Origin of the sequence: Vibrio sp. 10N.261.55.A10 (assembly GCF_041470825.1) — a bacterium.
GTDB classification, from domain to species: Bacteria; Pseudomonadota; Gammaproteobacteria; order Enterobacterales; family Vibrionaceae; genus Vibrio; species Vibrio crassostreae_C.
Genome location: NZ_JBFRNC010000050.1, coordinates 20224 through 33136, shown reverse-complemented (window position 1 = coordinate 33136; position 12913 = coordinate 20224). Strand labels below are relative to the sequence as shown.

The 12913-nt window shown below is 45.0% G+C and carries 8 protein-coding genes; all 8 read right to left on the bottom strand.

What is annotated here, in order from left to right; genetic code table 11:
- Position 1 precedes the first annotated feature (1 nt).
- A complete protein-coding gene (locus AB4274_RS15510) occupies positions 2-1759 on the bottom strand; it encodes an acetolactate synthase 3 large subunit (RefSeq protein ID WP_372112567.1) in 1758 nt (585 codons plus the stop codon).
- A gap of 461 nt (positions 1760-2220) precedes the next feature.
- Positions 2221-4029 (bottom strand): long-chain fatty acid--CoA ligase, encoded by a 1809-nt coding sequence (locus AB4274_RS15505; RefSeq protein WP_136973936.1) that lies wholly within the window; start codon positions 4027-4029, stop codon positions 2221-2223.
- Positions 4030-4231: 202 nt separating this feature from the next.
- Complete coding sequence (leuO, locus tag AB4274_RS15500; RefSeq protein ID WP_017061397.1) at positions 4232-5191, bottom strand: transcriptional regulator LeuO; 960 nt, start codon at positions 5189-5191, stop codon at positions 4232-4234.
- A gap of 346 nt (positions 5192-5537) precedes the next feature.
- Positions 5538-6593 carry an MJ1255/VC2487 family glycosyltransferase gene (locus AB4274_RS15495; protein WP_017068817.1) on the bottom strand — a complete coding sequence of 352 codons (1056 nt, stop codon included), beginning with the start codon at positions 6591-6593 and terminating at the stop codon, positions 5538-5540.
- A gap of 54 nt (positions 6594-6647) precedes the next feature.
- A complete protein-coding gene (locus AB4274_RS15490) occupies positions 6648-7172 on the bottom strand; it encodes a phosphatase PAP2 family protein (protein WP_017062930.1) in 525 nt (174 codons plus the stop codon).
- Positions 7173-7466: 294 nt separating this feature from the next.
- Positions 7467-10574, bottom strand: a complete 3108-nt coding sequence (locus AB4274_RS15485; RefSeq protein ID WP_372112565.1) for an efflux RND transporter permease subunit — start codon at positions 10572-10574, stop codon at positions 7467-7469.
- Positions 10571-11908, bottom strand: a complete 1338-nt coding sequence (locus tag AB4274_RS15480) for an efflux RND transporter periplasmic adaptor subunit (protein WP_050053092.1) — start codon at positions 11906-11908, stop codon at positions 10571-10573. Before AB4274_RS15480 ends, AB4274_RS15485 begins: the two co-directional genes overlap by 4 nt.
- Positions 11908-12567 (bottom strand): TetR/AcrR family transcriptional regulator, encoded by a 660-nt coding sequence (locus tag AB4274_RS15475; protein WP_372112564.1) that lies wholly within the window; start codon positions 12565-12567, stop codon positions 11908-11910. The genes AB4274_RS15480 and AB4274_RS15475 overlap by 1 nt, the downstream gene beginning before the upstream one ends.
- Positions 12568-12913: the final 346 nt, after the last annotated feature.

Below are 12913 nucleotides of genomic sequence, written 5' to 3'. Positions count from 1 at the left end.
ATTATGTTCTCTCCGTTTTGCTTAGCCACATGTTATCCATACCCTCGCCTTTGATTTGCATTGGGTATACGTGCTCGGTGTCATCCACACTAATATCGACAAATACCAAACGGTCTTTCATCGCTAGTGCTTTTTCCAAACCTGATTCCAGTTCATCCGGAGATGAAATACGCATACCAACGTGGCCATAAGCCTCAGCAATAGCAGCAAAATCAGGAACAGAGTCCATATATGAGTTAGAGTAACGGCCTTGATAAACAATGTCTTGCCACTGTTTTACCATGCCTAGGAAACGGTTGTTAAGGTTAATAATCTTAACCGGGATATTGTATTGCAGCGCAGTCGACAGCTCTTGGATATTCATTTGAATACTGCCGTCACCGGTTACCACAACCACCTCTTCATCTGGCTTAGCAAACTTAACGCCCATACCAGCAGGCAGGCCAAAGCCCATCGTGCCTAGACCACCAGAGTTAATCCAACGACGTGGCTTGTTAAACGGGTAGTATAAAGCAGCAAACATTTGGTGTTGACCTACGTCAGAAGCAACATAGGCATCGCCATTGGTTACTTTATGCAGTGTTTCAATTACTTGCTGTGGTTTGATGCGCTCAGACGATTTCTCGTAAGCTAGGCAGTCACGCTCTTGCCACTGCTTGATTTCACTCCACCAGCTTTCAATCGCTTCTGCATCGTTAGTGCCGCCTTGCTCAACGAGCAAGTTCACCATGCTCTCTAGAACCTTTTCAGCAGAACCTACAATCGGTAGATCCACTTTTACGTTCTTAGAGATCGAAGATGGGTCGATATCAATGTGCATGATCTTCGCATCAGGGCAGTACTTATCTAGGTTATTAGTCGTTCGATCATCGAAACGTACGCCAATACCAAAGATCAAATCCGCATTGTGCATCGCCATATTGGCTTCATATAAACCATGCATGCCTAACATACCCAAAGAGTTCTTATGGGTGCCAGGGAAAGCGCCAAGCCCCATTAGGGTGCTTACCACAGGTAAATTCAGTGCCTCTGCTAATTTTAACAGCGGCTTATCTGCCTCAGAAATAACCGCACCACCACCGACATAAAGTACCGGCTTCTTCGCTTCAAGAAGGGCTTTTAGCGCCTTTTTGATCTGACCTTTATGACCCGTAACCGTTGGGTTATACGAACGCATTTTGAGCGTTTCTGGGTATTCATAAGGAAGCTTGATTTGTGGGTTTAAGATGTCTTTCGGCAGATCAATAACCACAGGACCGGGACGTCCTGTCGTTGAAATATAGAATGCTTTTTTAACGACTTCAGGGATATCTTTCGCTTTCTTAACTAAGAAGCTGTGTTTAACGATCGGGCGTGATACACCCACAATGTCACACTCTTGGAAGGCGTCGTTACCAATAAGGTTATTTGGTACGTTACCAGAAATAACAATCATTGGGATTGAGTCCATGTAGGCTGTTGCAATGCCAGTAACGGTATTGGTCGCACCTGGACCAGAACACACAAGTACTACGCCCGGTTTGCCGGTAGAACGAGTATAGCCATCTGCCATGTGGGTAGCAGCTTGTTCGTGTCGTACTAATACGTGTTTGATTTCAGCAGTTTTAGCATGCAGCGCATCGTAGATATCAAGTACAGAACCACCTGGGTAACCAAAGATTTGTTCTACACCCTCTTCAATTAGAGACTGCACCACCATCTCAGCGCCGGATAACATTTCAGCGCCGGATGACATGGCTGTTTCAGGTTTTGTTGTCATATTGCTCTCCTCACCAGTTTCCAATCATATTTGGTGAACATGTTGGGCTGGTTTTTTCATAGTCTAGGGCTTATTCGTAGCCTAATTCGAAATACTTCCACTTTTTCGGCTATGGCTGTCTGTCGTGATAACAACAAACAGTAATACGAAACAACTTTAACGCTTTATTATCATCTGGTCTAACACCTGTTATTCGGCAACTGTGCCAAAAAACCAACTATTAGCTCAAAGCATTAAATAAAACCCAACTCAGCCCCTCACGCCAGGTTTAAACACTAGTTAGCGAACAAAAAAAAGCACTTAATATTTTAATAGACCGCTATTTATCGATAAACCGCGAGCTTGCTGGTGTGCGCTTTCGCACATTGTGCTGTGTCATTAGATACAAAAAATCCCCCTAAAAATGCAATCACATTCGTAGGGGGATTTTTAAACAACTGAAAATTTATCTAAGCAGAAAACTACTTATCTTTAGGCTTTTCGTTGTACATTTCTTCGATTTCGTCTTGATACTTATCGTTGATAACTTTACGGCGCAGTTTCTGGGTCGGCGTCAGTTCGCCATCATCCATAGAGAATGCTTTTGGTAGCAGTTTGAATTTCTTTACTTGCTCAAACTTAGCCAGTTCTTGCTGTAGGTCATTCACACGCTTTTCTAGCATCTCGACGATTTGGTGGTGCTTAACCAGTTCAACGCGATCGTGATACTTGATATTAAGCTCTTTGGCGTACTCTTCTAGCGAGTCATAACAAGGAACAATCAGCGCAGAAACGAATTTGCGTGTATCAGCGATAACAGCAATCTGTTCGATAAAGTGATCTTTACCAATCGCACCTTCAACCACTTGCGGGGCAATATACTTACCACCAGAAGTTTTCATCAGCTCTTTGATACGATCAGTAATGAACAGGTTACCATTTTCATCAAAATGACCCGCATCACCGGTTTTCAAGAAACCGTGCTCATCGAATGTCTTAGCTGTCTCTTCTGGCATCTTGTAGTAGCCACGCATCACCATTGGACCGCGAACAAGAATCTCGTCCTTAGCACCAATTTTTACTTCTGCGCCCGGCATCGACATACCAATCGAATCAGGGTTAAAACAGCGATCATCCCAACAAGATACTGTTGCCGTGGTTTCTGTCATGCCGTAGCCAAGTTTTACGTTGATGCCGATAGCATGGAAGAAACGACCAATCGTCTCATCAAGCTTCGCGCCACCACATGGCATGAAGTTGATGTTACCGCCGAGTAGAGCGCGCAGTTTAGATAGCACAAGCTTATCAGCTAGCGCATGGCTCTTCTTCAGCATCAACGATGGAGTACGACCTTCTTGGTGACAAACTGAAAGCTTTGCTCCCATGTTCACCGCCCAAGTAAATAGCACTTTACGAATAAATGGTGCTTTAGATACCTTCTCGTGAATCGCAGAGAAGATCTTCTCGTAGAAGCGTGGAACCGCACACATTACAGTAGGTTTCACATCACTTAGCGCATCACGCACTTGCATCGTATCTTGCAGGTAGCAGTTGGTTGCGCCTTTATAAAGAACGTAGAACGTCCAAGCACGCTCAAATACGTGTGATAACGGTAGGAAACACAATGAGACATCGTCTTTGCTTAGGCTAAGGCGCTCATCGTGGCCTTCTAACTGGTAGCCAATGTTGGTGTAATCAAGCATTACGCCTTTTGGCTGACCTGTGGTACCAGAGGTATAGATAAGAGTCAGCAGGTCGTCCATGCTTGCATCAGCAAGACGCACGTCAAGTTCAGCTTGTTGTGCTTCAACGCCGCGCGCCATGAAATCAGCCCAAGATACCGCAAAGCTATGGCCTTGAAGATCGATATCATCAGACATCGCGACAACCACTTCTAGCTGTTCACACTCTTCGAATAGGCTCACCGCCGCGTCAAATTGAACTTGCTCACCAACGAATAAGATCTTCACATCCGCATTTTGGATGATGTAAGACGACTGTGCTGCTGTGTTGGTTGGATAAATCGGCACAGTCACAAGACGAGCTTGTAAAGATGCAAAATCTGCCACGGTCCATTGAGGCATATTATTTGAATAGATACCGATCTTATCTTGAACTCTCAGTCCCTGAGCCAATAGTGCTAATGAAAGCGTATCGATTTGTTGTCCAAACTGTTCCCAGCTAATGCCTTGCCATACATTGTCTACTTTGTGCTTCAAAGCTGTACGGTTGCCGCCTTGGGCAATTTGGTCACGAAGTCTTTTTACGATATGAAAATCTAAATTGGCCATCTCTTTACCTTTAGGCTTACACCTGTAAGCTTTTTTGAGCGCACAAGTGTACCTCTGATCATGGAAAAGGCAACTGATGAAGCTCAAAGTTATAAGTAATAGTACGTCTAACGCTTAGTTTTCTACCTACTAAAATAGCGCGCATAAAAAAGCCCTAAGCCAGTCTCCTAGCTTAGGGCTTATAAATCATAGGGATTAGTGTCTAGTTAAGTGCCACTACTTCGCCACAGATCATCATTAACTGATCTCGTAACCAAATGTGTCCTTTATCCTTTTCACTTGATTCGTGCCAGCTTAGGAAGCCAGAAATCGCCGCATTATCGAATGGGAAATCTAGAATCTGAAGCTGCTCTTTGTTTGCTGCATGTTCTACCATCCAACGAGGAGCAATTGTTACTAGTTCAGATTGGCCTACAACGTAAAGAACGTTGCTTAAACTCGTACCTTCGTAGAAAGGCGTGCAATCTAGGTCACGGTAAGCTTGCTCAGAGAAGCTACGTTGACCATGGATGCGAGACAGTTTTGCGTGCTTTTCGTTAAGCAGCTCTGCCGCAGAAACTTCACCGTTGATACGTGGGTGAGAAGCAGAAGCAACCACAACTAATTCGTCTTGGAAGATTTCAGTGCTTGAGAAGCCTTGCTCATCAAAACGAGCGTAATCAATAACGAAGTCGATTTCTTGGTAGCGCATACGCTCAGAAAGTTGACGATCGAATTCAGCATCCATGTGCAGTTTCACGCTAGGTGCTTGCTCGTTGATTGTCGACATAATCTTAGGAGCAAAACGCATATCACAAGGGCTGCAAATCGCTAGTTTGAACAGGCGAGAAGACGACTCTGGAGAGAACACAGAACTTGGTAGTTCGTTGCGTACTAACTGTAGCGCTTGGCGGATTGGACCAAACAACTGACGAGCACGTTGAGTCGGTTGAATACCACGACCTTGACGCATGAATAGTTCGTCGTTGAACATCACTTTTAGACGAGCAACAGCATTACTTACAGCAGGCTGAGACATACCCAGATTGTGAGCTGCACGTGTAATGTTTTGCTCTTGCATAACTGCATCAAATACAGTCAAAAGATTTAAGTCGACTCCACGAAGTGTGCTTTCCATTCTGTAGCTTGCAATAGCACTCATTGCGTCTTTCTTATCTAACATTCAAGTTGCCTCTTGTCGGTTCGACAGCGTTAAATTGGTAATGGTATGAGAATAGATAACCACTAATTCTTATATTTATCAGACCGATGTTTTTCGGATTGACATTACTATTAACCAATGCATCTCGAGCTACCAACAAGATTGATAAAGAATAATTTTATTTTACCTTAATGATTAAACAACATCTAAAAATCAATTATTTATAGAGTTATAAAAAAACATAAAATGCGTCACTTATGAGTTTAATTTCGACTTATTTAGCTGTTCTATCGTTTGGTTACATTTGTTACAATTTATTGAACTCGTGAATTGTTCAACCGGCCAATTCAGAAATAGCACTTATGAGTTAGGTGAGCGATGCATAACTTGGAAAGTCGACCTTGTCCCAAAGTTGCTTTCTTAAATCATCTTGATTAGACCAATTCCCTGCTAATACCCACTCAACGAGTGCACTTGCCACGTCTGGATAGGTGACCACTTCGGCCTGTTTTTCACTGAGCCAAGCACGCAAGATAGCCGCATCTAAAAACGTCATGGTTTGAGCTAACCCAAGGGCCTCTAGCGTCGCCACATTGCTCTGTTGTTCGAACTGTCCTTCGAGTGGTTTGAGAAGCAATTTCTTCCCCAAAGTTAGGGCTTCAGATGGCAATTCAAAGCCGCCATTTGCGACCACACCAGAGCACTGATTGAGGTCGAATTGAAAGCCCGCATGACTCAGTGGTTTGAACTCAATATTTTCAACTCGGCTATGCTCAATCACATCCGGGTGGTAACAGACAAAGTTTTGCGAAATGAACTTCATCAGCAGCTCTGAGATCGACTCAAGATCCTCAAATGGCAAATAGACCAACGTAAAGTCTTGTGCTGTTTTGGTTTGTTGCTCACCAACCAGCGTGTGAACGATAGGCGGCAAAATCGGCTGTTCAAAGTGATACCAGTGCAAGCCAATAGAGTGCTCGGTTGGGGCGAAATGTTGAATCACTGAATGTTCAATCCAGTTGCCCCCTTCTTTGGGTACATCATAACGAAACGCATTCTGGTGGCTTATCCCAATGCATGGCACACCTTGTCTCTTAGCCGCCCATGCAGTGACAGGCTCAAAATCATTAATCACTAAGTCATAAGGCGTAAGATCGATCTGGTTAATCTCACGGAGAAATCGCCAGATGTTGTTCTTCATGAATGTTTTGCCGTATTTAACCTGCCCCTGCTCGCTGTAAAAAGTTAAGCCGCTGCGGGTCTGATAGTTGCCAAACGCTTCCATCGAAAAGTATTTGCTCTCATCTCGCCCAGAGAACAGAAAATCGACATCAATATTTTGCTGACGAAAAGCAACGGCCATTGCTCTCGCTCGAGCGATGTGCCCATTTCCTGTGCCTTGTACGCCATATAAAATTTTCATGCATGTTCCTTTAAATTTACCACTTAAGCTCGGCAGTGGTTGCCAACAAAATAATTACAGGATGAAGCTGATAGCGAGGCTGGTACAAGCGATGCCCAAGGCTGCGCCAATCAGTACGTCCGTTAAAAAGTGCACACCGAGCAGGATTCGAGAGCCTGCAATCGCAGTTGCCCACACCAAGCTAAAGAGGTACAAGCTCGGATAGAAATGCCCGATTAGGGTCGCCATAACAAAAGCAGCAGCGGAATGCCCTGAAGGCAGACTGTATTTATCGGATGGCACAATATGAGAGTGAAGTAGTGAAGAGAATTCAGCTGGTCGACGGCGCTTGAGGGTATTTTTAGCAAACCAGTAAATAGGCAGTTCGATTGCGAAGGCGGTTAAGCCCACCAAAAGAAAGTCTCGACCGGTGTTGCTATCGACCAGCAGTGCAATCAAGGCAATCAAAACATAAAGGTGTCCATCTCCAGTATGAGACACCGCTTTACTGAGCGTTGCATGTTGCCCGCCATAGCGGTTGTTTAAACAGAAAACAGAAAATGCCACATCCCAGCGGACAATAGGTTCGATAGTACGCATACGATCTCCTTAACAATCCTTATTCAGTTAAGGCTCAAGTTATGCCCAACAAATGACAGTTAAGTGACGTTTTGAATGAACTAAAATGAAATTTCCCATGCTTGATAGACAGGTCAATGGATCAAGTCAGGATGGCGATAGATGCAACCGATAAAAATAAAGCGACCCAAGGCCGCTTTATTCTTCTATGTTTTTACTTCTTAGTATAAGTAAGCAAACGCTACTTCTATCGTGTTAATGGTTATAGCGTTCGCTAATAATAGTAGTACTCGCAAATGATAATAGCGCTAAAGGCTATAGGGCTAATGGCTCGTGCTTTTTCACCAAACCGAAATCCGCCAATATCGCGTAGGCCGCTGGGATCATAAACAATACTAATAAGGTCGAGGCAAATATGCCGAATACGATCGAAATAACCAGTGGCTGGATAACCTGAGCCTGTAAGCTGGTTTCCGTCAACAGCGGTAGCAAACCTGCCGCAGTCGTCATTGAGGTCAAGAATACCGCTCGGAAACGCTCGCGACTGGCTTTCACCACCGAGTCATGCACGCTATCTCCCTCATCGACATGGTGACGAATGTACTGCACCAACAAGATGGAATCATTAACCACAATTCCGGCAAGCGACACAAAGCCCATCATGCTTGGCATACTCAAAGAATGGCCAAGTATCCAGTGACCAACGACCACCCCAATAAAAGCGAGTGGAATCGCTAACATCACGACCACAGGCTCTAAATAGCTTCTGAACTGATAGCTAAGAATCGCAAACACGCCGAATAAGCCGAGCAAGAATCCTTTGCCCATCGAAGCGCCAGTCTTGGCTGCATCCTTGGCCTCCCCTTCGAAATCAAAGCGTAAACCCGGGTACTTCTGAATAAGTTTGGCGGCTTCATCTTTTTGGAACTGAGCCAGAATCGCGGATGAACTCGCTTTCTTATTATCAATATCACCAAAAATACTGATGGTTCTCAGCCCATCAATACGCTGAATTCGCACGTAGTTACGCTGGAAATCTAATGTCGCCAACGTTGCTAGCGGGATCTGACTGCCATCTGCGGTAATGATTGGGAAGTTAGCTAGCTGCTGTATGTCGCCCGCTTGTTCCTTATCAAGACGCACTTCAATCGAGATATTCTCAACACCGATTTGAATCTCGTCCGCCGTTTGCCCAAAGAAAGCCGCTCGTAACTGAGATGCAATCATCTGCCCATTCACATTGTAGGTTTCGGCTCCAGGGCGCAGCTTCACCAAGATCTCTTCTTTACCCATGCGCATGTCATCAAGCACGCCATGCACCCCATCAAACTGATTAAGGTACTCCTGAATATCCAAAGAAGCGGATTTCAATGCGCTCAGGTCATCGTGTTTGGCGCGGATTTCAATAGCACGACCGCCCGGCCCCATCGTGGGTTGCTTGAACACCAATGAAATAGGATCCGCTAAATCGCCAATATCTTCACGCCACGCATCAATGAAATCATCGATAACGGTATTACGGCTCTCTGCTCCGCGTAAATCTAAGCGCACGGTAGCTAAGTGCGGACCAGATTCGTTGGCATCTGCGTTGGCATTAAATTGGCTAGTAATGTGCTCAACCAAGGTGTTGCCTTCTTCGACCTCTTCGCTCCACTGCGCATTTAAACGCTCGGCTGATGCAACAATCTTATCGACCACTATCTCGGTTTGAGACAGTGACGCCCCCGGCGGAAGAATGATACGCGCCTCGGCAATATCGCCATCCAACTCAGGGAACGGTTGGAATTTGACAACACCACCAGCAATCAAGGCGACTGAAAGCAACAACAGCGTAATCACTCCGCCCATAAAGGCGTAGCGGAAGGTCACGACTTTCTCAACCATGTTCATCAAAGTGGTATTACGGAAGTTCTCAAACTTCTCAAGCAACACCACTTTAAAGCGCAGCGCTGGCTTGTCATTTTTTTCTTTGTGTAATGAATGAGATAGGTGATTAGGTAGAATCAGGAAGGCTTCAATCAAGCTCAACGACAGCACCAAAATCAATACTTGAGGAACGGCCTTAAGCACAGCGCCCATCTCGCCATCAAGAAACAGTAAGCTACCGAAAATACACACCGTGGTTAAGAAAGAAGACAGTACTCCGGGAAGCACTTTCTTAACACCGTTGTACACCGCATCATCAACGTTTTGCCCCCTATCTAAATGGGAGGCTATCGATTCGGCAATCACGATGGCGTCATCCATCATAATACCAATCGCCATTAATAAGCCGACCAGTGACATGATGTTGATCGATAGGCCAAGGTTCGCCATTAAGAACAAGCCACCAAGGAAGGCTACGGGCAAACCTGCCGCAACCCAGAATGAATATCGCAAACTGAAGAACAACCACATAGTAGCAAACACCAGCACAATACCTTGCCAGCCGTTGCGTACCATCATGGTTAGACGATCCCAGAGTACCGATGATAGATCGTTGGTCATTTGTAGTGTCACGCCATCAGGAGCAATCGCGCTTTGATCTTCAACGAATCGTGTTACGTTCTCTTTGATTCGCAGCGCATCGTCTTCTTTGTTCTTACTGATCTTAAGCAGCGCTGAAGGCTTGCCATCAAATAGCACCTTTTGCTCATCAAGCTCAAAGCGGTCGGTTATTTTGGCTATGTCTCTCAAACGAATCACCGAGCCATTAGGCGCAGATCCAACCACGATGCTTTCCAGCTCAACAGGCGTAACTCGTCTCTCGTCGAAACGAATCAGAAAGTTTTTGTCTGGTGTTTCAACGTTACCACTCGGCAGTTTTACATTCTGTCGACCAATTTGATCCGCGATATCACCGACACTCAAACCCAACTGACGAATAGCTTGGGTATCCAGTTCCACTCGATATTGATGATCCGAGAAGCCGCTAACCTCGACCAAAGATACATCGTAATCAAGCTTCATGGTGCGCTTAAGATCTTCCGCGTAGGCCTTAAGTTCTGGCCACGACGTTTCGGCTGTTATAGCGATATCGACAACCGGTTCATTCCAATCTAGCTCTTGAACAACAGGCGATTCAATCTCAGTTGGGAAATCATTGATCGAGTTGATCTGGGTTTGCACATCCACCAGCATTCGGCCGATGTCCGCTTTTTCATTTAACTTTAGAATTAAACGAGCGCTGCCTTCGATGGCTTCACACTGAGTTTCTTCAATGTTGGCTAAGCCGTCTACTGCATCTTCCATTCGCACACACAAGCTCTCTTCCACTTCTTGTGGAGAGGCGCCGGGATAAACAATCGCAGCCATAATGTAAGGCGGATCGTAAGCGGGGAAGGTTTCACGTTTGATGGTTGATAGTGAGCTTATACCCAAGATCAACAACCCAAGCATCAACAAGTTTGCTGCTGTTGGGTGCCGAGAGAAAAACTTGATCATGACGCACTCTCCTGAGTATCTGATTCAAGCTCAGCCTCTTCAGAGTTGGACTCTCTCAGTAACATGCCTTCTATTGCTGGCAGGACATCATTGAGAACCAGTTTATCTCCAGTTTGTAGCTCTCCACTCACAACCACTTGATTGTCTCTGCGATAAAGCACTTCAACATTGACCACTTGCAAACGCTGGTTGTCATCCATCAGGTAAACCTTATCACCATGCAGTGCTCGCTCTGGAACCACCCAACTTAGATTCGCGACACCCTCAATCTCGGCTTTGACAAACATACCGTTAACCAAAGGCGTTGCGCTGTCTGGTTGCAATTGCGAGTAATCTTGAGCGATCTCGAGAATAATCCCCGCCGTCGCTTGGTTTTCATCAACTGTTTCGCTGATTCTTGCCACCTTCGCTGGCCAACTGAGGTTCAGGTTGCCGCTGTTAAGTTGAATGCTTGCTTTGATTGGCGCTTCATAAGGATTAGGGATTCCTGCAGCATCGCGAGGAAATTGGTTAAAGCTGGAGGCTAAAGTTTGCATATCGTGAATAGAAAGTTGCGCCTCTACTTCCATGACATTAATCCCGTGAGCAATAAACATCTCCTGCTGAAGGTTAACCACTTGATTTTGTTCGATATCAACCTGAGCAATTCGCATCGCTCTTGGCAAAGTGATCGTGGTCTTATCGAGAGAGCGCTGCGCCTCTTTTACCTTAGACACGTTGACCTTAATCACCGCTTCCGCAACACGCTTTTCATCTGGCATCAACGCGATTTGGTTCGCGATATCTAATACCAACTTCTGCTGAGACAATGCGCTTTGTTGTTGCAGGTCGACATCCGATTGAGAGGTGAGCCCTTTCTTACGCAGATCCTGTTTACGTTGTAGCTCTTTATTGCTGATCACCAAACGATTCTTTTCGATCTTAAGAGTCTGATTAAGGTTGTCTTCTTCTTGATTCAATTTCGCTAATGAGGTTTGGCTTGATTTTAGATCCGCCTCTGCTTGTATCAGTTTCAATTCGTAATCCAATGGATCAACCTTGAGCACGACCGTTCCTGCAGGGATCACCTGGCCTTTTTCAAGATCTGGATGTCGATACACGATCTGTCCTGTCACCTCAGCAATCGCTTTCCATTCAACTTTCGGCACTACTTTGCCAAAGCCGACCGCTAACGGCGCTATCAGTTGTTGTTCTAGACTCACAGTATCAACTAAGCGAGCCCTATCACCCGCAGGTTTGGTTGGAAGATCCGGCTTCAAGTTAATCGCGGCGACAAGGCCAATAACACCAACCGCAAGTGCTGGAAAGAAGAGTAGTTTTTTATTTATTTTCATTATCTTTGGTCCTGCACGGAAGAAGGGCTCGGCGCGTTGATAAAGCCTTCAGTCATCAGTTGAATGTTGTGTTCGATTAAACGATTAAGAAATTCTTCATTAATTTCAATCCCATGGATTGCCAATAAAGGCGGCGGAGCGATGAAAGGAAACACCATCAAGCTTACATACGAAACACGGCACAATTTTGGATCCATGTTCTGTTTTAAGATGCCTTGTTCAACCAGCTTTTCAAAAATGACATCTTGGGCTGGCTTTGCAACATCGAGGAAAACCTTTTCGAGCAACTCTCTTTGCACTTCAGAGGGAGGCATATTCATCACTTGGGCTATCAAGCGAGGAAACTTCGGCACCTTGACCATCTCTTTGTAGTAAGTCCTCATTAAATCAAGAAAGTTCTCATGACTGCTTTCTTCAACCAACCTCTGCATCTGCAATTGCATCGGTCGTAGCGTTTCACGCAGCATCGCTTCAAACAGCCCGGCCTTACTACCAAAGTAATAGCGGATCATCGCTATATTCACACCCGCACGCTCAGCAATCAGGCGCGTCGAGACCTTGTCGTATGCTTGAACGACAAACAGATCACGAGCATGCTCAATCAATAACTGTCGAACATCTAAGTTTTTTTGAGGTCGCCCCGCTTTACGCGCTGCCATCACTGAGACCTATCCCTATAATTAATCACACGATTAATTATAGGGATAAATCGACATGGTTGTAGAAGATTAATTACTCACTATTTAATCAAATGATTAATTAATTTAGCCACCCTTTTAATTTTATTGGTGAATCGTTCCATCAAAAAGATTTACTACAAAGTTTTAACCTACACATCAGCCAAACGATAAACTAACCGCCCAGTACAAAACACTCAATCAGCTGATAACACCAGCAAATAACACGCAAGCAGCACAAACCAAAAAAAAACACCGCCAAAGCACGCTGATATTGGATTTTCTTGTTTGACGCTCAGAATAAATTGCGGTAAATATGGTGTTAACA

Bases quoted from the DNA above. Each gene is read 5' to 3' on its own strand.
- AB4274_RS15510 (WP_372112567.1), bottom strand. From the start codon at position 1,759: ATGACAACAAAACCTGAAACAGCCATGTCATCCGGCGCTGAAATGTTA.
- AB4274_RS15505 (WP_136973936.1), bottom strand. From the start codon at position 4,029: ATGGCCAATTTAGATTTTCATATCGTAAAAAGACTTCGTGACCAAATT.
- leuO (WP_017061397.1), bottom strand. From the start codon at position 5,191: ATGTTAGATAAGAAAGACGCAATGAGTGCTATTGCAAGCTACAGAATG.
- AB4274_RS15495 (WP_017068817.1), bottom strand. From the start codon at position 6,593: ATGAAAATTTTATATGGCGTACAAGGCACAGGAAATGGGCACATCGCT.
- AB4274_RS15490 (WP_017062930.1), bottom strand. From the start codon at position 7,172: ATGCGTACTATCGAACCTATTGTCCGCTGGGATGTGGCATTTTCTGTT.
- AB4274_RS15485 (WP_372112565.1), bottom strand. From the start codon at position 10,574: ATGATCAAGTTTTTCTCTCGGCACCCAACAGCAGCAAACTTGTTGATG.
- AB4274_RS15480 (WP_050053092.1), bottom strand. From the start codon at position 11,908: ATGAAAATAAATAAAAAACTACTCTTCTTTCCAGCACTTGCGGTTGGT.
- AB4274_RS15475 (WP_372112564.1), bottom strand. From the start codon at position 12,567: ATGGCAGCGCGTAAAGCGGGGCGACCTCAAAAAAACTTAGATGTTCGA.